The organism is Tsukamurella sp. USMM236 (assembly GCF_037148755.1).
Classification (GTDB): domain Bacteria; phylum Actinomycetota; class Actinomycetes; order Mycobacteriales; family Mycobacteriaceae; genus Tsukamurella.
In genome coordinates, this window is the sequence record NZ_JBBCSS010000004.1 from 341,966 (window position 1) to 367,749 (window position 25,784).

The 25,784-nt window shown below is 72.4% G+C and carries 22 protein-coding genes and 1 riboswitch; of the genes, 14 read left to right on the forward strand and 8 right to left on the reverse strand.

Annotated elements, in window-relative coordinates:
• Positions 1-25 precede the first annotated feature (25 nt).
• Entirely contained in the window at positions 26-1,465 is a 1,440-nt protein-coding gene (locus WFK95_RS15755) for a short-chain fatty acyl-CoA regulator family protein (RefSeq protein WP_224651115.1), read from the reverse strand.
• Between the two features lie 147 nt (positions 1,466-1,612).
• On the opposite strand from WFK95_RS15755, the gene prpD reads away from it, so the two are divergent.
• The 4 genes from prpD (at position 1,613) to WFK95_RS15775 (ending at position 8,841) form a co-directional block, all read left to right on the forward strand.
• The gene (gene prpD, locus WFK95_RS15760; protein ID WP_224651110.1) at positions 1,613-3,118 is read left to right on the forward strand and encodes a 2-methylcitrate dehydratase PrpD; all 1,506 of its coding nucleotides are present in this window, start codon (positions 1,613-1,615) and stop codon (positions 3,116-3,118) included.
• A gap of 17 nt (positions 3,119-3,135) precedes the next feature.
• On the forward strand, positions 3,136-4,050 hold the full coding sequence (gene prpB / locus WFK95_RS15765) for a methylisocitrate lyase (protein WP_224651170.1): 915 nt from the start codon (positions 3,136-3,138) through the stop codon (positions 4,048-4,050).
• Positions 4,050-5,165: a bifunctional 2-methylcitrate synthase/citrate synthase gene (locus tag WFK95_RS15770; RefSeq protein ID WP_224651108.1), complete on the forward strand. Its 1,116-nt coding sequence runs from the start codon at positions 4,050-4,052 to the stop codon at positions 5,163-5,165. Before prpB ends, WFK95_RS15770 begins: the two co-directional genes overlap by 1 nt.
• 289 nt (positions 5,166-5,454) lie before the next feature.
• A complete protein-coding gene (locus WFK95_RS15775; protein WP_224651166.1) occupies positions 5,455-8,841 on the forward strand; it encodes a pyruvate carboxylase in 3,387 nt (1,128 codons plus the stop codon).
• Positions 8,842-8,895: 54 nt separating this feature from the next.
• Here WFK95_RS15775 and metE read toward each other — a convergent pair whose 3' ends face one another.
• Together metE and WFK95_RS15785 are read right to left on the reverse strand one after the other, a co-directional pair.
• The gene (gene metE, locus WFK95_RS15780; protein WP_224651103.1) at positions 8,896-11,184 is read right to left on the reverse strand and encodes a 5-methyltetrahydropteroyltriglutamate--homocysteine S-methyltransferase; all 2,289 of its coding nucleotides are present in this window, start codon (positions 11,182-11,184) and stop codon (positions 8,896-8,898) included.
• Positions 11,185-11,348: 164 nt separating this feature from the next.
• Positions 11,349-11,514: riboswitch (cobalamin riboswitch) on the reverse strand.
• An 85-nt stretch (positions 11,515-11,599) separates the two neighbouring features.
• The gene (locus tag WFK95_RS15785; protein ID WP_224651101.1) at positions 11,600-11,833 is read right to left on the reverse strand and encodes a DUF167 domain-containing protein; all 234 of its coding nucleotides are present in this window, start codon (positions 11,831-11,833) and stop codon (positions 11,600-11,602) included.
• A gap of 41 nt (positions 11,834-11,874) precedes the next feature.
• On the opposite strand from WFK95_RS15785, the gene WFK95_RS15790 reads away from it, so the two are divergent.
• Complete coding sequence (locus WFK95_RS15790) at positions 11,875-12,477, forward strand: CHAP domain-containing protein (RefSeq protein WP_224651098.1); 603 nt, start codon at positions 11,875-11,877, stop codon at positions 12,475-12,477.
• The gene (locus tag WFK95_RS15795) at positions 12,474-13,349 is read left to right on the forward strand and encodes a patatin-like phospholipase family protein (RefSeq protein WP_224651089.1); all 876 of its coding nucleotides are present in this window, start codon (positions 12,474-12,476) and stop codon (positions 13,347-13,349) included. The genes WFK95_RS15790 and WFK95_RS15795 overlap by 4 nt, the downstream gene beginning before the upstream one ends.
• A 3-nt stretch (positions 13,350-13,352) precedes the next feature.
• On the opposite strand, the gene WFK95_RS15800 is transcribed toward WFK95_RS15795, so the two are convergent.
• Positions 13,353-13,934, reverse strand: a complete 582-nt coding sequence (locus WFK95_RS15800) for a TetR/AcrR family transcriptional regulator (RefSeq protein WP_224651080.1) — start codon at positions 13,932-13,934, stop codon at positions 13,353-13,355.
• Between the two features lie 56 nt (positions 13,935-13,990).
• On the opposite strand from WFK95_RS15800, the gene WFK95_RS15805 reads away from it, so the two are divergent.
• Complete coding sequence (locus WFK95_RS15805; protein ID WP_224651077.1) at positions 13,991-14,428, forward strand: PaaI family thioesterase; 438 nt, start codon at positions 13,991-13,993, stop codon at positions 14,426-14,428.
• A complete protein-coding gene (locus WFK95_RS15810; protein ID WP_224651062.1) occupies positions 14,425-14,988 on the forward strand; it encodes a pyridoxamine 5'-phosphate oxidase family protein in 564 nt (187 codons plus the stop codon). The genes WFK95_RS15805 and WFK95_RS15810 overlap by 4 nt, the downstream gene beginning before the upstream one ends.
• On the opposite strand, the gene WFK95_RS15815 is transcribed toward WFK95_RS15810, so the two are convergent.
• The gene (locus WFK95_RS15815) at positions 14,918-15,322 is read right to left on the reverse strand and encodes a nuclear transport factor 2 family protein (protein ID WP_336671221.1); all 405 of its coding nucleotides are present in this window, start codon (positions 15,320-15,322) and stop codon (positions 14,918-14,920) included. The genes WFK95_RS15810 and WFK95_RS15815 overlap by 71 nt on opposite strands.
• 16 nt (positions 15,323-15,338) lie before the next feature.
• Positions 15,339-18,635 carry an error-prone DNA polymerase gene (locus tag WFK95_RS15820; protein WP_336671222.1) on the reverse strand — a complete coding sequence of 1,099 codons (3,297 nt, stop codon included), beginning with the start codon at positions 18,633-18,635 and terminating at the stop codon, positions 15,339-15,341.
• 112 nt (positions 18,636-18,747) lie between these two features.
• Between WFK95_RS15820 and WFK95_RS15825 the strand changes: the two genes are divergently transcribed.
• Together WFK95_RS15825 and WFK95_RS15830 are read left to right on the forward strand one after the other, a co-directional pair.
• A complete protein-coding gene (locus WFK95_RS15825; RefSeq protein ID WP_336671223.1) occupies positions 18,748-19,461 on the forward strand; it encodes an MspA family porin in 714 nt (237 codons plus the stop codon).
• Between the two features lie 21 nt (positions 19,462-19,482).
• Positions 19,483-19,959 (forward strand): hypothetical protein, encoded by a 477-nt coding sequence (locus WFK95_RS15830; RefSeq protein ID WP_336671224.1) that lies wholly within the window; start codon positions 19,483-19,485, stop codon positions 19,957-19,959.
• A 10-nt stretch (positions 19,960-19,969) separates the two neighbouring features.
• On the opposite strand, the gene WFK95_RS15835 is transcribed toward WFK95_RS15830, so the two are convergent.
• A complete protein-coding gene (locus WFK95_RS15835; RefSeq protein WP_224650208.1) occupies positions 19,970-20,509 on the reverse strand; it encodes a TetR/AcrR family transcriptional regulator in 540 nt (179 codons plus the stop codon).
• Positions 20,510-20,555: 46 nt separating this feature from the next.
• On the opposite strand from WFK95_RS15835, the gene WFK95_RS15840 reads away from it, so the two are divergent.
• Positions 20,556-21,599 (forward strand): FAD-dependent monooxygenase, encoded by a 1,044-nt coding sequence (locus WFK95_RS15840; protein ID WP_336671225.1) that lies wholly within the window; start codon positions 20,556-20,558, stop codon positions 21,597-21,599.
• A gap of 9 nt (positions 21,600-21,608) precedes the next feature.
• Here the strand turns inward: WFK95_RS15840 and WFK95_RS15845 are convergent, their stop codons facing one another.
• Positions 21,609-22,070, reverse strand: coding sequence for a MarR family winged helix-turn-helix transcriptional regulator (locus WFK95_RS15845; RefSeq protein ID WP_224650212.1), 462 nt, complete (start codon positions 22,068-22,070; stop codon positions 21,609-21,611).
• 91 nt (positions 22,071-22,161) lie between these two features.
• Here WFK95_RS15845 and WFK95_RS15850 point away from each other — a divergent pair, with 91 nt between their 5' ends.
• The 3 genes from WFK95_RS15850 to WFK95_RS15860 all read left to right on the forward strand — a co-directional run bounded on the left by WFK95_RS15850 (position 22,162) and on the right by WFK95_RS15860 (position 25,767).
• Positions 22,162-23,070 carry an amidohydrolase family protein gene (locus tag WFK95_RS15850; RefSeq protein WP_336671226.1) on the forward strand — a complete coding sequence of 303 codons (909 nt, stop codon included), beginning with the start codon at positions 22,162-22,164 and terminating at the stop codon, positions 23,068-23,070.
• Positions 23,071-23,093: 23 nt separating this feature from the next.
• Complete coding sequence (locus WFK95_RS15855) at positions 23,094-24,365, forward strand: serpin family protein (RefSeq protein WP_336671227.1); 1,272 nt, start codon at positions 23,094-23,096, stop codon at positions 24,363-24,365.
• Between the two features lie 91 nt (positions 24,366-24,456).
• Entirely contained in the window at positions 24,457-25,767 is a 1,311-nt protein-coding gene (locus WFK95_RS15860; protein WP_336671228.1) for a hypothetical protein, read from the forward strand.
• Positions 25,768-25,784 lie beyond the last annotated feature (17 nt).

The window sequence follows — 25,784 nt, forward strand, 5'->3', positions numbered from 1 at the left end:
CTGGGGATGCGTGTGTTGCGCGTAATCATGCCCTTTCCGCGTCGGATGCGCGTGCAAAGGAGTACGGAATCGGCTCGGCCCGGTTCTCGTCCACCTCGATCGGCCTGCCGAGATGCGGAAAGGCGCGCTGCGCGCACCGCGGGCGGTCGCACACCTTGCATCCCGCCCCGATGGGGACGAAGGACTCCGGGTCGTCGAGGGCGAGGCCGCGCGAGTACACCACCTTGTGGGCGTGCGCGAGGTCGCACCCGAGGCCCACCGCGAAATCCCTCCCCTGCCCGAGGTATCCGGCCGCCCCGCGGTCGGAGGTCGTGCGCGCCACCCACAGGTAGGCGCGGCCGTCCGGCATCTGCGCGACCTGGGTGCGGATCCGGCCGGGGGACGTGAAGGCGTCGTGGACCACCCACAGCGGACAGCCCCCGCCGACGCGGGAGAAGTGGAACGCGGTGGCGGACTGCCGCTTCGAGATGTTGCCCGCGCGATCGGTACGCACGAGGAAGAAGGGGACGCCGCGACGGCCCGGCCGCTGCAGCGTGGAGAGCCGATGACACACGGTCTCGAAGCCCACCTCGAACCGCGCCCCGAGGAGGTCGACGTCGTACCGCAGTTCCTCGGCCGCGCGCAGGAACCGCTCGTAGGGCAGGACCAGCGCGCCCGCGAAGTAGTTCGCGAGTCCCACCCGCGCCAACTCCCGCGACCGGGTCGGCAGCGTCGTGGCCTCCCCGACGATCCGATCCATCGCCTCGCCCCGGGTGAGGAAGGCGATCTGCGTGGCGATCTGGAAGGCGCGCTGCCCGTGGTCCAGCCGCCGCGCGAGCGTGAGCACGCGGGACTCGGGGTCGTAGTGCCGACGGGGCCCGGACCGGTCCGGCTCGCCGTCCCGGATCCGGACGGTGACCCCGTGCTCGTCCCGGAGCAGCCGCGCGAGCTGCAGATCGAGCCCGCCGACGGTGAGGCCCCGGCTCTCGAAGAGACCTTCCGCGGCGTCGTCGAGGTCGGCGATGTGATTGCGGCGGTCGTAGAAGAAGTCCCGCACGTCCTCGTACGGCGTGGCCACCGCGCCGCCGGCCCCCGCCGCGACCCCCGAGGACAGCCGCTCGACCTGCTCCGTCGCCCCCCGGAGCCGGCGGTGCATCGCGACCACGGCCCGGGCGACCGCCGGCGACCGCGCCACCAGGTCCTCGACCTCGCCCGCCGTCGCCGCGGCCCCGTCGCCGCCCTCGGCCAGCGCGTCCTGGAGGTCCGCGACGAGGCGGGCGTCGGACTCCGCCGCGAAGAAGCCGACGTCGAGGTCGAAGGTGGAGTTCAGTTTGAGCAGCACCGGCACGGAGAGCGGCCGCTGGTCGTTCTCGAGCTGGTTCACGTAGCTGACGGACAGCTCCAGCGCCTTCGCGAGCGCGGTCTGGGTGAGGCCGCGGTCGTCCCGCAGGCGCTTGATGCGCGCACCCACGAACAGCTTCTGCATGTCGCGAATGCTACCCCGCGCGATTTCCACAACATTCGCAAAAGGCCGAACAGCCCTTTGCACGATTCCACACGTGCAACACATTTCGCGGACCGTCCGCCGTGCATAGCGTGTGAATCACCGATCCCGGCAAGAAGGAGTCCCGACGTGCAGACGCACCCCGTGCGCACCCACCGCTCAGCTGAGAACTTCCCGCGCGAGGAGCACCTCGCCTGGAAGATCGCGCAGGTCGCGGCGGACCCCGTCGCCGTGCCCGACGACACCGCCGAGATGGTGATCAACCGGATCATCGACAACGCCGCGGTGGCGGCCGCGTCCGTCGCGCGCCGTCCGGTCGCCAACGCCCGCGCCCAGGCCGTCGCGCACCCCTACTCCCCCGGCGCGACCGTATTCGGCGTTCCCGGCCGCTTCTCGCCCGAGTGGGCGGCGTGGGCCAACGCCACCGCGGTGCGCGAGCTGGACTTCCACGACACCTTCCTCGCGGCCGAGTACAGCCACCCCGGCGACAACATCCCGCCGATCCTCGCCGTCGCCCAACACCGCGGCGCGACGGGCGCCGACCTGCTCCGCGGCCTCGCCACGGGCTACGAGATCCAGATCGACCTGGTGCGCGCCATCTGCCTGCACGAGCACAAGATCGACCACGTCGCGCACCTCGGCCCCTCCGCCGCCGCCGGCATCGGCACCCTCCTCGGCCTTCCCACCGAGACGATCTACCAGGCGATCGGGCAGGCGCTGCACACGACGACCGCCACCCGGCAGTCGCGCAAGGGAGAGATCTCCAGCTGGAAGGCGTACGCCCCGGCGTTCGCCGGAAAGATGGCGGTCGAGGCCGTCGACCGCGCGATGCGCGGCGAGGGCGCACCGTCGCCCATCTGGGAGGGCGAGGACGGCGTGATCGCGCGGCTCCTCGGCGGTCCCGAGGCGAGCTACGCCGTGCCGCTCCCCGGCCCCGGCGAGGCCAAGCGCGCGATCCTCGACTCCTACACCAAGGAGCACTCGGCGGAGTACCAGAGCCAGGCGCCGATCGACCTCGCGCGCCGGATGCGCGAGCGGGTCGGCGATCTCGAGCTGATCGAGAAGATCGTCCTGCACACCAGCCATCACACCCACTACGTCATCGGCACCGGCTCGAACGACCCGCAGAAGTTCGACCCCCGGGCCTCCCGCGAGACGCTGGACCACTCGGTGATGTACATCTTCGCCGTCGCGCTCCAGGACGGCGGGTGGCATCACGAGCGGTCGTACGCCCCCGAGCGAGCGCAGCGCCCCGACACCGTCGCGCTGTGGAAGAAGATCTCCACCGCCGAGGACCCGGAGTGGACGCGCCGCTACCACTCGACGGACCCGTCCGAGAAGGCCTTCGGCGCCCGCGCCGAGATCACCCTCGCCTCGGGCGAGGTGATCGTCGACGAGCTCGCCGTGGCCGACGCGCACCCGCTCGGCGCCCGGCCCTTCGCGCGCGAGCAGTACATCGAGAAGTTCCGGACCCTCGCCGATGGCGTCGTCGAGAAGGCCGAGCAGGACCGCTTCCTCGAGGCCGCGCAGCGGGCCGGATCGCTCGGGGCCGGCGAGCTCGATCGGCTCACCTTCACCGCGTCCGACGAGGCGCTCGCCCGCACCCCGGAGCTGAACCCGGGACTGTTCCGATGAGCGGCGACGAATCCGCCGTGAGCGGCCTGATCGCGGCGCGGGCCTCGGCGAGCGACAAGCGCAAGGCCTTCCGCGCCGCGCTCTCCTCGGACCGGATCGTCCGGCTTCCCGGCGCTTTCAATCCACTGACGGCGAAGCTGATCCAGGAGATCGGCTTCGAGGGCGTCTACGTCTCGGGCGCCGTGGTGGCCGCCGACCTGGCCCTGCCGGACATCGGTCTCACCACCCTGACCGAGGTCGCGACCCGGGCACAGCAGATCGCCAGGGTCACCGACCTTCCCACGCTCGTGGACGCCGACACCGGTTTCGGCGAGCCGATGAGCGCGGCGCGCACCGTGACGATTCTCGAGGACGCGGGCCTCGCGGGCCTGCACCTGGAGGACCAGGTCAACCCGAAGCGGTGCGGTCATCTCGACGGCAAGGCCGTGGTCCCCGTCGACGAGGCCGTACGTCGCCTGCGCGCCGCGGTCGCGGCGCGGCGCGACCAGGACTTCGTGATCTGCGCTCGGACGGACGCGGCGGGGATCGAGGGGATCGACGCGGCGATCGCTCGCGCGCGGGCCTACGCGGACGCCGGAGCGGATCTCATCTTCACCGAGGCGCTCCACACCGCCGCCGACTTCGAGCGGTTCCGAGCGGCGGTGGACACGCCCCTGCTCGCGAACATGACGGAGTTCGGCAAGTCCGACCTGATCGATGCCGGCGTCCTCGAGTCGATCGGCTACGACGCGGTGATCTACCCGGTCACCACGCTGCGCCTCGCGATGTTCGCCGCGGAGGAGGGCCTGCGGGAGATCGCCGCGCAAGGCACTCAGCAGGCGTTGCTCCACCGGATGCAGCCCCGCAGCCGCCTGTACGAGTTGCTGCAGTACGAGCGGTACAACGATTTCGATTCCGGCATATTCGATTTCACACTGTCCAGGAGCCAATGATGACCAGTCCGACCATCCACAAGGGCCTCGCCGGCGTCGTCGTGGACACGACTGCCGTCTCCAAGGTCGAGCCCGAGACCAACTCGCTCACCTACCGCGGGTACGCGGTACAGGACCTGGCAGCGCAGTGCAGCTTCGAGGAGGTCGCGTACCTGCTGTGGAACGGCGAGCTCCCCTCGCCCGAGGAGCGCGTCCGTTTCGAGGCCTCGGAGCGCGCCGCGCGGGCCGCGGACCGTTCGTTGCTGGAGCTCATCGCGCGGCTGCCCGCCGCGTGCCACCCGATGGACGTCGTCCGGACGGCGATCAGCTTCCTCGGCGCGGATGACCCGGACGAGTGGGACTGCTCACCGGAGGCACTGCAGGCCAAGGGGTTGCGCATGCTGGCCGTCCTCCCCACGATCGTCGCGGCGGATCATCGCCGGCGCCGAGGTCTCGACCCGATCCCTCCGGACCCCCGCCTCGGGTACGCGGAGAATTTCCTGCACATGTGCTTCGGCGCGATCCCCGAGCGGGAACTCGTCCGCGCCTTCGAGGTGTCGCTGATCCTGTACGCGGAGCACAGCTTCAACGCCTCGACCTTCGCCGCGCGGGTCGTCGCATCCACCCTGTCGGACATGTACAGCGCCGTCACCGCCGCCATCGGCGCCCTCAAGGGGCCGCTGCACGGCGGCGCCAACGAGGCCGTCATGCACGACATGGAGGAGATCGGTGATCCCGCGAACGCCGAGGCATGGATGCGGGACAAGCTCGACCGTCGGGAGAAGGTGATGGGCTTCGGGCATCGCGTGTACAAGAACGGGGACTCGCGGGTTCCGACCATGAAGCAGGCCCTCCTCGACATCGCGGCGCGTACCGATGGGGAGAAGTGGGTACGGATGTACGAGGTCCTCGAGAAGACGATGCACGACACCACCGGCATCAAGCCCAATCTGGACTTCCCGACGGGGCCCGCGTATCACCTCCTCGGATTCGACACGGAGGTGTTCACGCCGATCTTCGTGATGTCGCGCATCACGGGGTGGACCGCCCACATCATCGAGCAGGCGGCGGCGAACGCGCTGATTCGTCCGCTGTCCGCGTACGTCGGGGTTCCCCAGCGAGCCATTGAGACATAAAATATGTTTGATACGATGCTGGTCGAGCAGGGTTTCGTGCGCCGCACTCGGTTCGCGCAGCCGATTGCCGAACGCAATAGATCGGATGTTTTGGCCTCACCGACGCGGGATATCTCAGCGGCTCCAGCATTCACTCAGCATTTCGCGCACTTCCGGATAAGATTGATCGGGTCTCTCTCGAACAGCGTCGGGCTGACACCCCCAGCACGCCGCCCCATAGGACCGAACCACATGCAACGACGGGAGCACTCCAGTGACAGGCATCGCCGCAGACCGACCGCCGGTGAACATGTTCGACAAGGTCCTGGTGGCCAACCGTGGTGAGATCGCGATCCGGGGCCTGCGCGCCGCGGTGGAGAGCGGCTCGAAGACGGTGGCCGTCTACCCGTACGAGGACCGCAACTCCCCGCACCGCCAGAAGGCGGACGAGGCGTACCAGATCGGCGCCGAGGGCCACCCGGTCCGCGCGTACCTGACCGTCGGGGAGATCATCCGGATCGCGGTCCAGGCCGGGGCGGACGCGGTATACCCCGGGTACGGCTTCCTGTCGGAGAACCCCGACCTGGCTGCGGCGTGCGCGGCGAACGGCATCACCTTCGTCGGGCCGTCGGCGGACGTCCTGGAGCTGACGGGCAACAAGGCGCGGGCGATCGCGGCGGCGCGGGCGGCGGGTCTGCCTGTGCTCGATTCGTCGGCTCCGTCGTCGGACATCGGCGAGCTCCTCGCGGCCGCGCAGGACATGCACTTCCCCGTCTTCGTCAAGGCCGTCGCAGGTGGCGGCGGGCGCGGCATGCGCCGCGTCACGGCGATCGAGGACCTGCGGGACGCGATCGAGATCGCCTCGCGGGAGGCGGAATCGGCGTTCGGCGATCCGACGGTGTTCCTCGAGGAGGCCGTGATCGACCCGCGGCACATCGAGGTGCAGATCCTCGCGGACAACGTCGGCAACGTGATCCACCTGTACGAGCGCGACTGCTCGCTGCAGCGGCGGCATCAGAAGGTCATCGAGATGGCCCCGGCGCCGAACATCTCCGACGAGCTGCGGGAGCGGCTCTGCACGGACGCGGTGAACTTCGCCAAGGAGATCGGCTACAGCTGCGCGGGCACCGTCGAGTTCCTGGTGAACCCCGAGGGGCGGCACGTCTTCATCGAGATGAATCCGCGGATCCAGGTGGAGCACACGGTGACCGAGGAGGTCACCGATGTGGACCTGGTGGCGGCGCAGCTGAAGATCGCCGCGGGCGCCACGCTGCCGGAGCTGGGCCTGACGCAGGACGCGATCCGGCTCAACGGCGCCGCCCTGCAGTGCCGCATCACGACGGAGGACCCCACGGACGGCTTCCGGCCCGACACCGGCCGGATCACCGCGTACCGGTCTCCGGGCGGCGCGGGCATCCGCCTGGACGGCGGCACGTCGGTGGGCGCGGAGATCAGCCCGCATTTCGATTCGATGCTGGTCAAGCTGACCGCTCGTGGCCGCGATCGGGCGACGGCCATCGTCCGCGCCCGTCGCGCACTCGCGGAGTTCCGCATCCGCGGCGTGGCGACGAACATCCCTTACCTGCAGGCGGTCCTGGCCGATCCGGCGTTCGTCGCCGGCGAGGTGACGACCTCGTTCATCGAGCAGCGCCCGGAGCTGCTCACCGCGCGCGGTTCCTCGGACACGGCGTCGAAGATCCTGCGCTACCTGGCGGACGTCACCGTCAACAAGCCGCACGGCGTGCGCCCGACGAAGATCTACGCGGTCGACAAGCTTCCCGCGGTGGACCTTTCGGCGCCCGCGCCGGAGGGATCGAAACAGCGACTCGAGCGGCTCGGCCCCGCCGGCTTCGCCGCGGACCTGCGCGCGCAGACCGCGCTCGCGGTCACCGACACCACCTTCCGCGACGCGCACCAGTCGCTGCTCGCGACCCGGGTGCGGACCTCGGCGCTGGCGACGATCGCGCCGTACGAGGCCCGGCTCACGCCGCAACTGCTCTCGGTGGAGGCGTGGGGCGGCGCCACCTACGACGTCGCGCTGCGGTTCCTGCACGAGGACCCGTGGGAGCGCCTCGCCACCCTCCGCGAGGGGCTGCCGAACATCTGCCTGCAGATGCTGCTGCGCGGCCGCAATACCGTCGGCTACACCCCGTACCCGCAGCAGGTGACCGACTCGTTCGTCGCCGAGGCGGCGGCGACCGGGGTGGACGTGTTCCGGATCTTCGACGCGCTCAACGACGTCGAGCAGATGCGGCCCGCGATCGAGGCCGTCCTCGCCACCAACACCGCGGTCGCCGAGGGCGCGCTGTCCTACACCGGCGATCTGTCGAACCCCGCCGAGGACCTGTACACCCTGGACTACTACCTCGGCGTCGCGGAGAAGATCGTGCAGGCCGGCGCCCACATCCTGGCGATCAAGGACATGGCCGGGCTGCTCCGGCCCGCCGCGGCCACGACACTGGTCACCGCGCTGCGCAAGGAGTTCGACCTGCCCGTGCACGTGCACACGCACGACACCCCCGGCGGGCAGCTCGCCACCTACCTCGCCGCGTGGACCGCCGGCGCGGACGCCGTCGACGGCGCCGCGGCGCCGCTGTCGGGCACCACCAGCCAGCCCTCGCTGTCGTCGATCGTCGCCGCAACCGCGCACACCGAGCGCGACACCGGGATCGACCTCGACGCGGTCTGCGCGCTCGAGCCCTACTGGGAGGCCGTGCGCGGGGCCTACGCGCCGTTCGAGTCCGGCCTCAAGGCCCCGACGGGGCGGGTCTACCACCACGAGATCCCCGGCGGCCAGCTGTCGAACCTGCGGCAGCAGGCCGGCGCGCTCGGCCTGGCCGAGCGGTTCGAGGACATCGAGAACTCCTACGCCGCGGCCGATCGCATGCTCGGCCGCCTGGTCAAGGTCACGCCGTCGTCGAAGGTGGTCGGCGACCTCGCGCTCGCACTCGTCGGCACGGGCGTCAGCCCGGACGAGTTCGCCGCCGACCCCGGCAAGTACGACATCCCCGACTCCGTGATCGGCTTCCTCCGCGGCGAGCTCGGCACCCCGCCCGCGGGCTGGCCGGAACCGCTGCGCACCCGCGCCCTCGAGGGCCGCGCGGGCGCGACGCCCGTGACCGAGGTCCCCGCCGACGAGGCCGCCGAACTCGCCGGAACGAGCGAGCAGCGGCGAGCGGCGTTGAGCCGCCTGCTGTTCCCCGGTCCGATGCGCGAGTTCACCGAGCACCGCGCGGAGTTCGGCGACGTCTCGAAGCTCTCGACCAACCAGTTCCTCTACGGGCTGCGGCAGGGCGAGGAGCACCGCGTACAGCTCGCGACCGGCGTCGAGCTGCTCATCAAGCTCGACGGCGTCGGCGAGCCCGACGAGCACGGCAACCGCACGCTGGTGTGCACCCTCAACGGCCAGCTCCGCACCGTCGCCGTTCGCGACGACTCGGTCAAGGCCGACATCCCGGCCGCGGAACGCGCGGACAAGATGAACCCGGGCCACGTCGCCGCGCCGTTCGCCGGCATGGTCACCCCCACGGTCCACGCCGGTTCCACGGTCGAGGTCGGCGACCAGATCGCGACGATCGAGGCGATGAAGATGGAGGCCGCGATCACCGCACCCGTCGCCGGCACCGTCACCCGCGTCGCCCTCGCCGGGGCCACCCAGGTCGACGGTGGCGACCTTGTCGCCGTCATCGAGGGCTGACCCGCACCACGGACAGGGCCCGGCCGCGCGAACGCGGCCGGGCCCTTCCTTCTCTCACAGCGTGGCGCGCACCGCCTTCGCCGCTGCGACCAGGTTCCGCAGGGCGGCCACCGTCTCCTGCTGACCGCGGGTCTTCAGGCCGCAGTCCGGGTTCACCCACAGCCGCTGCGCCGGCACGGCGTCCAGGGCCGCACGCAGCGACGACTCGATCTCCTCCTGCGCCGGGACCCGGGGCGAGTGGATATCGTAGACACCGGGCCCGACCTGGTTGGCGAAGCCCGCCTCGTTGAGGTCGGCGAGGATCTCCATCCGCGACCGCGCGGCCTCGATCGACGTCACGTCCGCGTCGAGATCGGCGATCGCGCCGATCACGTCGCCGAACTCCGAATAGCAGAGGTGCGTGTGGATCTGGGTGCCGTCGGCCACGCCCGAGGTCGACAGCCGGAACGAGCCCGTTGCCCAAGCGAGGTAGGCCGAGCGGTCCGCAGCCCGCAGCGGCAGCAGCTCACGCAGCGCGGGCTCGTCGACCTGGATGACCTGCACGCCCGCCCGCTCGAGGTCCACCGTCTCGTCGCGGATCGCGAGCGCCACCTGGTCGGCCGTCTCGGCGAGCGACTGGTCGTCGCGGACGAACGACCAGGCGAGGATCGTGACCGGCCCGGTGAGCATGCCCTTGACCGGCCGCTCCGTGAGCGTCTGCGCGTAGGTGATCCACGAGACGGTCATCGGATCGGTGCGGTGCACGTCGCCGTACAGGATCGGCGGCCGCACGCACCGAGTGCCGTAGGACTGCACCCACCCGTTCTCGGTCGCGAGGAAGCCGTCGAGGCGCTCCGCGAAGTACTGCACCATGTCGTTGCGCTCGGGCTCGCCGTGGACGAGGACGTCGATGCCGAGCTCCTCCTGCAGCGCGACCACATCGGCGATCTCGGACTGCATGCGCCGCACGTACTCGGCCTCGTCGATCCTCCCCGCGCGCAGGTCGGCGCGGGCGACCCGGATCGCGCCGGTCTGCGGGTACGAGCCGATGGTCGTGGTCGGCAACAACGGGAGATCGAGCCGGTCCCGCTGGACCACGGCGCGATCGGCGGCCGCGGTTCGGCCGGTCCCGGTGGCGCGCAGGGCGATGAGGCGGTCGCGCACCGTCGCATCGTTCAGGCGGGGATCCGCGCTGCGGGCCGCACGGACCGCGGCGCTCCGCCCGAACTCCGCGGCGACCACGGGGCGCCCCTCGGTGAGGGCGCGGGCGAGGACGACGACCTCGTCGATCTTCTCCTGAGCGAAGGCCAGCCAGGCGCGAACCCCCTCGGCGCCAGCGGGTTCGGGCGCCATCTCCGCGGCGACCGCGTAGGGCACGTGCAGCAGCGAGCAGGACGTGCTCACGGCCAACGCACCCGCTGACCCGGACAGCATGCCCAGGGTCGCCGACGCCGATGCCAGGTCGGTGCGCCAGACGTTGCGCCCGTCGACGACGCCCGCGAGCAGCAGCTTGTCCTGGAGCGCCGGCACGGCGGCGACCGCCGCGACGGCGGCGGGATCGGTCACCAGGTCGACGGCGACCGCCTCGATCGCGGTGCCGGCCAGGGCCTCCAGCGACGGCCCCGGCGAGCCGAAGTACGTCGCCACGAGGATCGACGGCCGGTCGGCGGCCGAGGAGAGCTCGCCGTACACCCGCGCCGCCTCGCCGGCGAGCGACAGGCCCGCCTCCGTCACCAGCACCGGCTCGTCGATCTGCACCCACTGCGCACCCCGGGCCGCCAGCCGCGCCAGGAGATCCCGGTAGAGCGGCAGGAGCTCGTCCAGGCGGGAGAGCGGCTCACCGGCACCGTCGACCGGCTTGGCGAGCGCGAGGAAGGTGAGCGGTCCGACGACGACCGGGCGCGCCGGGACGCCCTGCGCCAGCGCCTCGTCCAGATCGCCGAGCACCTTCTCGGGGTGCAGCGCGAAGGCGGTCGCCGGCCCGATCTCGGGAACGAGGTAGTGGTAGTTCGTGTCGAACCACTTGGTCATCTCGAGCGGGGTGACCTCGGCGGTACCGCGCGCCGCGGCGAAGTACCGGTCGAGCGGATCCTCGATCCCCGCGACCCGGGGCGGCAGGGCGCCGAGCAGTTCCGCGGTGTCGAGCATCTGGTCGTAGTAGCTGAACGTGTTGGTGGGGACGGAATCCAGCCCGGCGGCGACCAGCCGTGCCCACTCGTCGCGCCGGAGGCCGGCGGCGGTGGATGCGAGCTCGGCCCGGGTGATCGAGCCCTTCCAATAGCCCTCGATCGCGCGCTTGAGCTCGCGCCGGGGGCCGATGCGGGGAACACCGAGGACGGTGCGGGTGAAATTCGGTGCGGTCACGTGAAGGACCGTTCCTTTCGTGCGTAGCCAGGGCGGGCCACCCGTCCGGACGCACGTACGCACGACTCGCGGACCGTCGACGTGCGACGTCCGTTCGTCCTGTGCGGTCGCACGCCCGGTCCGCGAGGCGGCACACCACCGGACGCGGCGCGTCCGGTACAGCGGGCAGGTATTCGGACTCGCAGGCGCGCCCTGGGGCTCCTACCGGTCGCTGCTTCCCAGGCTCTGCGGCCCAGTGCATTCGTCGCGACTTTCGTTCCTGCTCACCGCTGCGGGACAGTCCCGGATTCCCACCGGGTTCCCTCTCGATCCGCGGTTCCCCACGGCACCGAGTTGTCGCGGCCCGAGGCTTCGGCGCGACATACCAGCTGCACCTTCCAGCATGCCATGCCGCTCCGTGACGGCGGGCGTCACCTCAGTCGTCGACGGCGAACCGCTTGAGCCGGCTGGTCTGCCCCGCGATCAGCCGCACGCGGGACTTCGGCACCCCGAGGTGGGAGGCGAGCAACTCGACGGCGGCCTTGTTCGCCTTGCCCTCGGTGGCCGGCTCGCGCACGAACAGGGTGAGCGCGCCGGCATCGTCGACCTCCACCGCGGGGCCCTTGCGGCTGCCGGGCTTGATCCTGCAGGTCACGGTGCGCGGGCTCATCGCCCCATGATCGCAGGTTCACCACTGAGTACAGTGGATTCATGGGGTTGAGGAAGGCAGGGCTCGTCGCCGCCGCGGTGGTCGCCGCGCTGGTGGTGCTCGCGGGCGGCGTCGTGTGGCTCTCCAGCGTGCATCAGACGCCGCTCACGAAGCACCTCCCCGCCGAGTTGAAGCCCCGCGTCTACCCCGCGGTCTCGACCGCGGGCCTCGATCCCGCGCGCGTCCGGATCCTGGAGAACGTGCGCCGCGAGTTCGACGCCAACCGCCCGGGCACGTACTTCTCGGAGGGCGTCGACGAGCCCTGGTGCGCCGACTTCGTCTCGACGGTGCTCCGCGATTCCGGCCTGCCGCTGCACAACCCGAACTCCGGGACCTGGCGCATCCCCGGCGTGTACACGCTCACCGAGTACTTCCAGAAGGCCGGGAAGCTGGAGTCGGCGACCGCGTACCGGCCGCAGCCGGGCGACGTCGTGCTGTACACGCCGGAGCACCCGGCGATGCGCCAGCACACCAACTTCGTCGTCGCGGTGTCGGGCGACAGCGTCACCACCGTCGGCGGCAACCAGGAGGGCGGCATCAGCGCCTGGACGTACCGGCTGACCGACACCTTCGGCCTCGCCGGGTACGGGGTGCCGGCCCGATGACGGTGCTCGAGGCGCTGCGAGCGCGGCTCACCTCCGGAAGCCTTCCGGGAGAGCGCTCCGACGGGCTGCGGATCGCCGTGTGCATCGAGGGCGGCGGCTCGCGCTCCGCGTATTCCGCGGGGATGGCGATCGCGGTCGACGAGCTCGGCCTGCTGCCCGCCGTCGACGCGATCTACGGCACCTCGGGCGGCGGCCTCAACGCGGCGTGGCTGGTCTCCGGCGAGGGCCGACGGTGGCTGCCCTCGTGGGGCTGGGAGGAGGTGCTGGCCGAGCGCGTGGTGCACCCGCGGCGGGCGCTGCGCGGCGGCGTCGTGGTGGACACGCAACACCTGGTGGACCGGGTCTACTCCGACGTCACGCCGATGAACTTCGCCGCCATCCTCGCCAGCCCGATCTCCCTGCACCCCTTGGCCGTCGACGCGCACACCCGCCGGGTGGCCGACCTCGCGCCCTACGTCACCGACGCCGCGACGCTGCGCACCGCGCTGCGCGCGACGACCGCCCTCCCTCTGCTCGCGGGGCGGCCCGTGCGGCTCGCCGGGCGGGAGTTCCTCGACGGCGGCCTCGCGGAGAAGGTACCCCTGGCCACCCCGATCGATCAGGGCGCCACGCACCTGCTCGTGCTGCGCACCACCTCGGAGGACGCGGCGCCCCGCTCCTCCCGCGCCGAGCAGTGGGTCCTGGACGCGTACTTCACCGCCCGCCGCGCCGCCCCCGCTCCGGAGCCGGCCGCGGTCGGCACCGCCGAGGTGCTGCAGGTCTGGGTCCCATCCGGGAGCCCTGCCGTCGGCAGGCTCTCGGGCGACGGTCCGCTGATCTCCCGCGCCGTCGAGATCGGCCGGGACGCCGCGCTCCTCGCCCTCGCCGGATAGCCCTCAGTCGCGCAGCAGTCGTCCGGCGAGGCGTTCGGCCTGATCCGCCGCGGCGGGCGGCGGCGGCTCGCCGGCGACGAGGTGCCGGCGCGCGACCGCGAGGGGCAGCTCGTACAGGGCGAAGGCGACGTCGGCACGCGAGCATCCCGCATCCGCGGCCACTCGGCCGACGATCCCCGCGATCCGGTCCTGCCGCTCGGTGTCGAGCGCCGCCCACTCGGCGGCCGCGGCGGCCGGCCAGGAGTCGACGGCGAACGCCTGGGGTCCGGCCTGCAGGACGAGCGCCTCGCCGAGGTCGGCGCGGCAGCGCTCCACGATCCACCGCGCGCTCGACGCGGCGTCGGAGCTAGCCGCGAGGTCTCCCCAGGCCGCGGTGTAGTCCTCGTGGAACCGGCGGACCGTCCGGAGCCAGACGGCCGCGAGCAGAGTGGGACGGTCGGGGAAGAGGTGGTACACGGATCCGCTGGGCGACTTGGACTCCCGCACGACAGCGGCCACCGTGAGGCCCCGCGTCCCGTCCCGCGCGAAGAGCCGGACGGCGGCGTCGAGCAGCCCGTCCGGATCGTGCAGCCTCGGCCTTCCCATGACCGCGATCCTATGTTAGACCTGTTTTAGAGAGAAGTCCCCAAAAAGGAGCCGTCATGCTCGAACCCAACGCGGAGTCCCTCGCCCTCGCCTCGGCGATCCTCGACGCCCAGCCCTTCAACGCCGTGGTCGGCGCGCGGATCACGGCGTTCGGCGGGGGCGTTGCGGAGCTGGTCCTCGACATCGAGGACCGGCACCGACAGCAGTTCGGCGTCGCCCACGGTGGCGTCCTCGCGTACCTGGCCGACAACGCGCTGACCTTCGCGGCGGGGTCGGTCCTCGGCACGGACGTACTCACCGGCGGCGTGGACGTGAACTACCTCCGCGCGGCGCGGGACGGGCGACTGCGCACCGCGGCGACGGTCGTACACCGGGCCCGAACGCACGCCGTGGCCACCGCCGAGATCTGGCACGAGTCCGGCGACGGCGAGCCGCGCCTGTGCGCCATCGCCCGCGGCACCGTCTTCGTCACCGCCCCGGGGACGTCGCGGTGACCGCCCCGGACGTACCGTGGGCGGCCGCGCGCACCACCGTGCGCCGCGCCGTGCGCTCGTCGCTGCACTGCGCGGTCGCGTCCCGCAATCCCGACGGTTCCCCGCACGTCACCCCCATCGGCTCGATCCTGCTGGATCGAGAGGCCCGCTCGGGCATCTACTTCGACGTGTTCAACGCGCGGCTCGCACGCAACCTCGCACTCGACCCCCGGGTGACGGTGCTGGCGGTCGACAGCGGCCCGCTCCGCTGGCTGCGCGCGCTGCTCCGCGGGCGGTTCGAGCAGAGCCCCGGGGTCCAGCTCGTGGGCACGGCCGGCCCGGCGCGGCCCGCGCTCCCCGAGGAGATCGCCCGGTTCCGCAGGGTCGTCGGCCCGCTCGGCAGGACCCCCGGCGGGCGCGCCTTCTGGGCCGACCTGTCCCGGGTGCGCGACCTCCGCTTCGACGACGCCCGGCCGGTCCGTCTCGGCTCGATGACGCGTGAGCGGCGAGTCAGTCCGCGACGACGGTGCCCTGATGGAACATCACCGTCCACCGGTTCTCGCGGCGCCGCCACACGGTGAGCCGCCGGGTGCTGCGCTCCCCCTGCACCAGCGTGTACGTGAGCAGGTAGACCGACGCCCCCATGGCGCGCACCTGGAACTCGCCGGTCTCCCAGTCCGATTCGTCCTGCGGCACAGCCATACGCTCGGCGAGCACCGCGCGGATGTGCTCGCGGCTGTACCGTCGCCCCGAGGCGCCGACCTCCCAGAAGTCCTGCGCGACCGCGTCGTCGAAGTCCTGCAATGATCGCCAGCAGGGGCCGTGGAAGACGGGTTCGCGGCGACGGAGGTCCGCGAGCACCTCGCGCAGCTCCGGCGCCGTGGTGCGGTCCGGTTCGTACGCCTCCTCGGTCACTTGCCCAAGGCTACCCTCACTGCCAGTCGCGGGACCGGGAGGGCACCGACAGGTCCATGCGCTGCAGCCGGTCGGCGACGACGGTGACGGCGCCCTCCGCGTTCTGCAGCTTCCCCCGCACCAGCAGTGCGGGCGCCGACTGCGCGAGCCGCCGGTACCGCGCCCACAACCCCTGGCTGCACACCACGTTCACCATCCCGGTCTCGTCCTCGAGGTTGATGAAGGTGACGCCGCCCGCGGTGGCGGGCCGCTGCCGGTGCGTGACGGCCCCGCCCACCAGCACGCGGTCACCGTCGGGCAGCGAGAGCAGGCGGTCGGCGCGGACGACGCCGAGCCGGTCGAGGGCGGGCCGGAGGAACTCCGTGTGGTACTTGCCGACGGTGACCGACGTGGCCCACACGTCCGCCGCCGCGAGCTCCGTCTCGCTCATCCCGGGCAGGGTGGGCGGGGCTCCCGCGGTGGCCGTGCCCGGCAGCCGGTCCGGGCGCTCGCGGGCGGCGGCGCCGGCCTCCCACAGCGCCTGCCGCCGATCCCGGCCGAAGCAGTCCAGCGCACCGGAGGTCGCGAGCGCCTCCGACTGCGCGACCGTGAGCTCGACGCGGGCGGTGAGGTCGGTGAGGCCGGCGTAGGCGCCGTGCGCCTTCCGCTCGTCGACGATGCGCTCGGCGAGGTCGTCGCCGATGGTGCGGATCGCGGCCAGCCCGAGCCGGACCTCCGCCCCTGCGTTCTCCAGATCCGCCCACGGCAGACTGCGGTTCACGCACGGCCCGTGCACCGTGACGCCGTGCCGCCGCGCGTCGGCGACGAGGGACTGCGGCGAGTAGAAGCCCATCGGCTGGGCCCGCAGCAGCGCGGCGCAGAAGGCCGCAGGATGGTAGAGCTTGAACCACGAGGAGTAGAAGACCAGCGACGCGAACGACTGCGAATGACTCTCGGGGAACCCGAAGTTGGCGAACGCGGCGAGCTTCTCGAAGATCCGGTCGGCCACCTCCCCCTCGATGCCGTGCCGGTGCCGGGCCCCGTCGTAGAAGCGCTGCCGCAGCTGCTCCATCTTCTCGGTGGAGCGCTTCGACCCCATGGCGCGGCGCAGCTGATCGGCCTCCGCCGGGGAGAAGCCGGCCACGTCGGTCGCGAGCTGCATGAGCTGCTCCTGGAAGAGCGGCACGCCCAGGGTGCGCTCGAGGGTCTTCCACATCGACGGGTGCTCGACCGCCGGCTTCTCGAGCCCGTTACGACGGCGGATGTACGGGTGCACCGAGCCGCCCTGGATGGGGCCGGGCCGGATGAGGGCGACCTCCACCACGAGGTCGTAGAAGGTCCGCGGTTTCAGGCGCGGCAGCGTGGCCATCTGCGCGCGCGACTCCACCTGGAAGACGCCCACCGAGTCGGCGCGGCAGAGCATCTCGTACACGTTCTCGTCGGTGAGGTCGAGCTGCGCGAAGTCCACGTCGATGCCCTTGTGCTCGGCGAGGAGGTCCTTCGCGTAGTGCAGCGCACTGAGCATGCCGAGGCCCAGCAGGTCGAACTTCACCAGCCCCGCGGCGGCGCAGTCGTCCTTGTCCCACTGCAGCACGCTGCGGTTCTCCATGCGCGCCCACTCGGTGGGACAGACGTCGGCGATCGGCCGGTCGCAGATCACCATGCCGCCGGAGTGGATGCCCAGGTGCCGCGGCAAGTCCGCGATCTGCGTGGCCAGCTCGACCACCCGCTCCGGGATGCCCTCGGGCACCGGATCCTGCCGCCACCCCCAGCTGGAGATCTGCTTGCTCCAGGCGTCCTGCTGCCCCTGCGAGTAGCCGAGCGCGCGGGCGGTATCGCGCACCGCGGACCGCCCGCGGTAGGTGATGACGTTCGCGACCTGCGCGGCGTACTCGCGGCCGTACTTCCGGTAGACGAACTGGATCGCCTCCTCGCGACGGTCGGACTCGATGTCCACGTCGATGTCGGGCGGGCCGTCGCGCTCGGGGGCCAGGAAGCGCTCGAAGAGCAGTTGGTTGCGCACCGGGTCGACCGCGGTGATGCCGAGCGCGAAGCAGACGGCCGAGTTGGCGGCGCTGCCCCGGCCCTGGCACAGGATGTCGCTGTCCCGGCAGAAGGTCACGATGCTGTGCACGATGAGGAAGTAGCCGGGAAAGGTGAGCGTCTCGATCACGTTCAGCTCGTGCTCGATCTGCCGGTACGCCTGCGGATTCGACTCCGGCGGGCCGTACCGCTCCAGCGCCCCGCGCCGGGTCAGCTCGCGCAGCCAGGTGGCCTCCGTGTGGCCCGACGGGACGTCGAAGGGCGGCAGCTTCGGCGCGATCAGCTTGAGACTGAAGGCGCACTCGGCACCGAGCTCGGCGGCGGCCGCGATGGCGCCGGGGTGCTCGGGCAGCAGCAGCGCCATCTCGTCACCCGAGCGCAGGTGCGCGCCGCCCGCGGCGGGGAGCCAGCCGTCGAGCTCGTCGAGGCTGCGGCGGGCGCGGATCGCCGCGAGCGTCGACGCCAGGTGACGCTGGCCGGGACGGGCGAAGTGCGCCCCCGTGGTGGCGACGGTGCCCACCCCCATCCGCGCCGCGACGCCGGCCAGCAGATGATTGCGCTCGTCGTCCTCGGGGACGCCGTGGACGGTGAGCTCCATGCTCACCCGCCCCTCGCCGAACCGGTCGACGAGCTGCGCCAGGGCGGCGGCGGCACCGTCGGGCCCCCGGGCGGCGAGGCCGCGCCGGACCGCGCCCTTGCGGCAGCCGGTGAGGATGTGCCAGTGGCCGCCGGACCACTCGGCCAGGCGGTCCGGATGGAAGCGCAGCAGCCCCTTCTCCCCCGCCTCCATGTGCGCCTCCGCCATGGCGCGTGAGAGGCGGCGGTAGCCCTCCTGCCCGCGGGCGAGGACGAGCAGGTGCTCGCCCGACGGGTCCTCGGCGCCGGTGCGTTCGGTGTCGTGCTCCAGGGACAGCTCCGCCCCGAAGACCGTGGGGACGCCGAGCTCCAAGGCCGCCTCGGCGAACCGGACCACGCCGTAGAAGCCGTTGTGGTCGGTGACCGCGAGGGCCTTCAGGCCGAGCGCGTGGGCCTGCTCGACCATCTCCTCCGGTTGCGCGGCGCCGTCGAGGAAGCTGAAGGCGGTGTGCGCGTGCAGCTCCGCGTAGGGCACGCGGGACGAACGGAGACCGCCACTGGGCGGAACCGGGGGCGGAACGTAGGGCTCCCGCTTGCGGGACCAGGCCGGGGAGTCGCCACCGTCGCCCGGCGGCTCCTCCGCCCGGCGCACCGGGGCCCGCCCGGAGAGCACCCGCTCCATCTCCGACCAGCTCGGCCCGTTACTCCATCCCACTCCCCCACCATACGCTCACATGTTCGATACGACTATCGCCGTCGAACGAATACGCTTGTCATACTATTTTTGTAGTTGACGCTTGGATCGTCGGTTGCTAGCGTCTCCCCACGTGACCTCAGCCCGCCTGCGCGACCGCCAAAACACCGGTCGCGCAACGCGTCTTGCCACCACCTCCATGTGCACCCTCGCCGTCGCAGCGGGAACGTTCGCCGCCGCACCCCAGGCGGTGGGCGCTCCGACCTCGATGAAGGACACTCAGATCTCGCGGACGACCAAGGACGGCTGGAAGGTCCGCATCCAGCTGCAGGGCGTCGAGGTCAACCCCGTCTCCAACCTGGCCGGCACGCCCACCAGTCGCGAGGCGTTCTTCAAGGCGACCGCCGTCGGGAGCGTCGACGGAGCCGGCTCGAGCCCCTTCGAAGGCGCCGAGATGGCCCTCATCGTCCAGATCGGCTGCGCCGTCGACGTGGCCTCCGGGGTCGCCGTCGGCGGCGGCGTCTCCGCCACCGTGGGCCCCAGCGTCTCCGTCAGCCCGGCACTGTCGATCGCCGGCGGCTCCCTCAACATCGGCGCCGGCGTCGGCGCGGGACTCGGGGCCGCGGCGAACGTCTCCACCGTGATCAAACCGGGCGGCATCGCCACCTCGGTCGTCCGGAAGAAGACCATCGCGAAGAACCGTGCGGGCGTCTCGGTCGAGGGCGTCCACGTCAAGGTCGACGGCTGCGCCGGCAACGTGGGCGTCCGCATCGGAGCGGGGATCACGATGTCCTCCAGCGAGTTCGACAACGAGGTCTTCACCTACTCCGCCTCCCTGCCGATCTAACTCGAGATGGGAACGAATCCGATGCACACACAGTCCACGGGCCCGTCCCGCGCGCCCTGGTACGCGACGGCCGGCCTCGCAGTGCTCGCCCTGGGCACCTCCCTGCTGTTCCCCATGACCTCCCCGCCCGCGTCCGCCGACCCGAGCGGGCTTCCGGCCACGACGCGCGTGCCGTACCCGACGGACGGCAGCCTTCCGCCCTGGACCCTGCCGGGCGGCTACACCTGGTGCAGCGCCATGGGCGGCCCGGGCTACGAGCAGGCGGTCTACGTACAGCCCGGCTACGCCTGCCCGCCGACCGGGGTGCCCACGACCACGCCCACCACGTCCACGCCGACCTCTCCGATCGGCAGCGGGCAGGCCCCGAACCTGCCGCAGGCGCCCAACCCGCCCTTCGCGGGCATCGGCGCCCCGAACGGCAAGTCCTGGGACTACGGCGTCGACACCCTCGGCCCGCCGGCGGGCCGAGGCACGGTCGTCGCTCAGACGCCCCGCTAGCCGGGCCCCTTCAGCGCAGACGCGTGAGAAGGGTCGTCAGCGCGGGCAACGGATCGAAACCCTCGGTCGGCATCGCGAGCTGTCGCGTGATCAGGGCGTCGGTGGCGTCCATCACCAGCGCGGACTCGGCGACTCCGAGGCCGATGGCGGCACCGACCTGCTCACCGACGAGCTCGACGGCACGACGCCCACGCCGGAGCGGTTCGCGCAGGTCCGGCTCCACCGCGGCCGCGGCGAACAGGTTGAGCCGCGCCACGCCCCGCACCCGACCGTCGCCGATAGACCAGCGGACGAATTCCGCGAGACGCTCCGCCACGTCACCCGGCGTGGACTCCTGGACCCCGTCGAACGCGGCCCAGAAGGCGAGATCCTCCTCCACCAGGCGCTCGACGACACCGCGCACCAGCGCGGCGCGCGAGCGGAAGTAGTTGGACGCCGTCCCCGCAGGCACACCCGCGGTGCCGTCGACGGCGCGGTGCGTGAGCCCGCGGAGGCCGAGCGTGCCGAGCACCTCGATCGCCCCGTCCAGGACCTCTTCCCGTCTGCCCATGAGCGAGGACTGTACCCGAATACTACGTTTGTAGTACCGTGAAGTCATGACCACGGCAGCGATCATCGGCGGCGGCATCGGCGGGCTGGCCACCGCAGCGCTCCTCACGCAGCAGGGCTGGGAGGTGGAGGTCTTCGAACGCGCGGCGTCGCTCCCCACCACCGGCACCGCCCTCGGGATGTGGCCCGAGGCGATGGCGGTGCTCGAGCGGGTGGGCGCGGCGGACGCGGTGCGGGAGATCGGGATCGATCAGCGGATCGCGGAGATCCGCAGCGCCGAGGGGCACCGGCTCGGCCCCGAGGTACGAGCGAAGGGCGCCACCGTCATCATCTCGCGGCCCCGGCTCCTCGAAGCCCTCGCCGCGTGCGCACCCGCGGTCCGGTTCGGCGATCGCCGCGCCGGCCTCGACGGGCTCACCCACGACGTGATCGTCGGCGCCGATGGCATCGGCAGCGTCGTCCGCGCGCACGTCGTCGGGCACGAGGTGGCGCCGCGACCCCTCGGCGTCGACGTGCTCATCGGCCGGTGTCCCGGCGACACCGACGTGTTCACCGAATACTGGGGCCCGGGAAGACTGTTCGGCGTCACGCCCCGCGACGGGGGCTACATCAACTGGTACTCGGAGTTCGATCCGCGGGTGGTTCCGCCGGGCACCCCGGACCCGGACGAGGACCCGCGCGGCTTCCTCCGCGCGATGTACCGCGGCTGGGCCCCGCGAGTGGCCGAGACCATCGAGGGCATCGAGGCGGAGACGGCCCTGCACTACCGATCGCGCGACCTGCCGCGGCTGCCGCGGATCGTGCGCGGCAACGTCGCCATCCTCGGCGACGCGGCCCACGCCATGGCACCCAACCTGGGCCGCGGCGCGTGCGAGACCCTGCTGGACGCCGCCGCCCTGGCCGACGCCCTCGGCGCGGCGGCCGATGTCGGCGGCGACGCGGCGCCCGCGCTGCGCGCCTACGAGGCGGCGCGGCGCCGCGCGGGACAGCGGACGATGCTGCTCTCGCGGGCGATGCGGCACGTCGCCCTCGTTTCGCGGCTGCGCGCCCCGCGGGACCTGCTGCTGCGGGCGGTGGCCGCCGCGGCCTGAGGACCGGGGTCAGGCCTCGTCGGCGAGACCCGGGGTGACCTTGGAGAGCGCGGCCCGCAGCGCCGCGACGTCGCGCGCCGTGAGGTGGTCGAAGACCAGCCGGCGCACCTCCGCGACGTGCCCGCGGGCGGCACCGTCGAGCGCGGAGAAGCCCTCGTCGGTGAGCTCGGCGTACGCCGAGCGCCCCTCCGCGTGCCGCACCAGCCAGCCCCGTTCGCTGAGCTTGCGGAGCACGTGCGAGAGCCGCGAGGGCGAGGAGTTGGCGGCCTCGGCGAGCGCCGACAGCCCGAGGGTGCGGTCCGGAGCCTGCGAGAGCTGCGCGAGCACCATGAACTCGTAGTGGGTGATGCCGGAGTCGGTCCGCAGCTGCGTGTCCAGCTTGGCCGGCAGCCGCATCGCCACGTGGATGAGGGGCAGCCACGCCGCCATCTCCTCGTCGGACAACCACCGGGTGCTTCCCGCGTCCACCATCACACACCCCCGAACATCACGTCGGGACTCGACTTTACCGCCTCCTCATTTCGGTGAACGGCGCCTCACCGAGGTGGGTACATTGACCGGTATGAGCAGTCCGAGCACGACGACGGGACCGACCTCCGACGACGAGATCGCCGGCTACCTGAAGACCCTCGGCATCCCCGGCCTCGCCGACATCCACGTGCACTTCCTGCCCGAGCCGATGCTGATCAAGGTGTGGGACTTCTTCGACCGCGCGAGCTCCGAGTACGGCCGCGAGTGGCCCATCCGGTACCGGTTCGACGAGGACACGCGCCTGGAGCTGATCCGCGGCATGGGCGTGACGGCGATCCCCGCGCTCACCTATCCGCACAAGCCCGGGATGGCCGTGTGGCTCAACGACTGGTGCGCCGAGTTCGCGCGCCGCGTGCCCGACGGGATCCACTGCGCCACGCTCTACCCCGAGCCCGGCGTGGGCGAGTACGTCGCGCGGGCCGTCGCCGACGGTGCGCGACTGTTCAAGATGCACGTCCAGGTGGGCGTCTTCGCGCCCGACGATCCCCTGCTGGACCCGGCCTGGGAGGTCCTGTCGGCCGCGAGGATCCCGGTGGTGATCCACGCCGGTTCCGGCCCCGTGGAGGGGCCGTACACGGGCCCCGACCGGGTCGCCGAGGTGCTGCGCCGGCACCCCGAACTGACGCTGGTCATCGCGCACCTGGGCATGCCCGAGTACGACCGGTTCGCCGATCTCGCCGAGCGCTTCCCCAACGTGTACCTCGACACCACGATGGCCGCGACCGACTTCACCGAGCGCACCGCCCCGATGCCGCCCGGCTACGTCGAGCGGCTCGGCGCGCTCGCCGACAAGGTGGTGCTGGGCAGCGACTTCCCCAACATTCCCTACGACTACGCGCACCAGCTCTTCGGGCTCGCCCGGCTCGGCCTCGGCGACGAGTGGATGCGCAAGGTGCTGTGGCACAACGGCCGCGCCCTGCTGGAGCGCGCGGGCGCCTGAGCGCGGGCCGTACGATGGCCCTCATGCAGATCCGGCGCGCCGCGGTGGCGCTGTTCGTCGCGGGGACCCTCGCGGCGTGCGGCGGCGCACCGTCGGCGCCGCAGGCCCTCTCGCTCGAACGGTCCAAGACCGCGTTCGAGCAGGTGGGGATCGACGAGACGCGCGGCGACGTGACCGCGCTGGTATCCACCGCCACCCGCCTCGGCGCGCGGCTCGCGGCCGGCGACCCCCGCGCCGGGAGCACCGCCGTCTCGCCCTGGTCCGTCCTGAGCCTGCTCGGGATGCTCCGGGCCGGGGCACAGGGCGAGACCGCCGCGCAGCTCGACGGTGCCGGGCTCGGCGCCGCGAAGGACGTGCCGCGGGCGATGGCGGCGCTCACCGGCCAGACCGCGCAGTGGGCGGGCGATCCCGGCACCGTGCCCGCGGACACGCCGCCCGCGACGCCGCTGTTCCAGTCGCAGGTCGCGCTCCTGTCCGCGAAGCAGCCCGAGGACCGTCGGGTCCGGGCCGAGTACCTGGACATGCTGTCGGCCTCCTACGACACCGGCGTCTACCCCGTCGATTTCGGCGCCGGCGTGGGCGAACCGCTGGGCGAGTGGGTGGCGGTGAACACCGGCAGCAGCTTCACCTCCGCGCCGCTGCGCGTCGACTCCGGCACCCGCCTCGCCGCGGCGACCACCGCCTACCTCGCGGCCGCGTGGCGCTTCCCGTTCGACGCCGCCCGCACCCGGCCCGCGCCGTTCACCGCCGCCGACGGTGCGGTGCTCGACCCGCTCACGATGCGCGGCACAGTGCCCGCGCGGGTCGCCGCGGGCGAGGGCTTCACGGCGCTGCAGCTCGACTACGGCACCACGCTCGCGCTGCAGATCGTGCTGCCCGCGCCCGGGACCCCGCTCGCCGACGCGGCGAGCGAGGGCCGGTTCACCGCCGCCAGGATCGCGCTGGCGGGGGCACCGTCGGCCCCGCACGAGGTGAGCCTGCCCAAGTGGCGCACCACCACCTGGACCGGGCTCGCGGACCCGCTCCGGGACGTGGGCCTGACGGGGCTGTTCGCCGGCCCGGGCCTCGACGGCGTGGCCCCGGGAGCGCCGTGGCTGGCCGACGCCCGCGCCGCGGCCGTGCTCACCGTGGGCGAGAAGGGCACCGCCGCCGGCACCGCGACCGCGGCGCCGACTCCCGAGCCCGCCCCGGGCCCCGCGCCCTTCGTGGTGGACCGGGCCTTCGCGTACTCGGTGGTCGACACGGCGACGGGGATGCCTCTGATGATGGGGACGGTCAACCGCCCGGGCGGATAGTCCGCACTCGCCCACCTTGACATTGCAAATTCAAATTTCTTCCGGCGGTTATCCTTTCACCAAAGTCTCGACTTCACGTTAAGGTTGAGGCATGACCATGAAGCTGACCCGCCCGCTCCGCGCGGCGGCCCGCTCGGCGTGGGCCCTCACGGGCACCGCGCTGCTCGCCGTGCTGATCGCGCTCGTCGCCGGCGGCGCCACCTTCCTCATCGCCGCGGGAACGACTCCGCCGGCGCCGGCCCAGGAGCGGGAGAACGCCGAGAACACGCGCGTCGCCCTCAAGGCCGCCGACGAGTCGCGCGCGCTCTTCGGCCTGCTGTCCAACGCCGTGGTCTCGGCGGGGAACGGGCTGAACACCTCGGCGAGCTCGGTTCCGCAGATCTTCGACAGCGTCGACACCGCCAAAACCGGTGCCGAACAGCTGGTCTCGGGCCTCGACGAGGCCTCCTCCCTCTCCGCCGCCCTGAACCAGGTGAACCGGGCGACCGCCACGCTCGGCGGCGCGCTCGAGCGCACCCAGGGCCTGCAGCAGGTGGCGGCCGGCACCCGTGCCGCCCTCGTGGCGCTGCGGGGTCGGCTGATCGAGCACCCGTCGCCCGGCTCGGCCGAGGCCGTTGCGCAGCTCGATCGCGCGCTCGCCGGGTCGAAGGGGGTGGGCGCGCTCGACGACGTGGCCGGCATGCGCAGCACGCTCTCGACCATGACGAGCAGCCTGAGCAGCGCCTCCGCCAACGCCGACGCCTCCCTCACCTCCGCGCGCAGCGCCGCCCGGCAGCTGCGCGACGGGCTGACCAAGCTGGCCTCGGCACGCAAGGACGTCAACGCCTCCGTCACCAACCTGACCACCGGTGTGGGACAGCTGAAAACGGCGCTCGGCGCCATCGACGGCCAGCTCGCCCTCACGCAGACCCGGCTGCGGTCCGTGACCAGCGCGCCCGCCCCGGCGCCGGACCCCGGCATCGCGCGGCCCCTCGCGTGGGCGCTCGTGGTCGGCGGCGCCGCCGGCACCGTCACCTACCTGGCCGCGCTCGCCGTCGCCCATCGCGTGCGCCGCCGGGAGGCGATCGCAGCCGCAGCACCGGAGGCCGTCGAAGCGACGGTCGAGGACCCGATCGAGGAGCCCGTCGAGGACACCGTCGCAGCCCCCGTGGACGAGCCCGCCCCCGTCGAGGACGTTCCCGCCGCGGGACACCACCGGGTTCTGCCGCCGGCCGACGAGGCGGACGACGAGGCGGACGACACCGTCGTGGACCCCGGTGACGAGCCCGCCCCCGAGGATTCCGAGGGCACGGCGCTCACGCCCGGGAAGCGGGCGAAGCACCGTCGCAACCGGTTCCGGGCCGCCCCGGCGCCGGACACCAACCCGTACCTCTCGGTGGCCTTCTCGGGCAGCGCGGGCTGACTCCGCGGGCGGCGCCC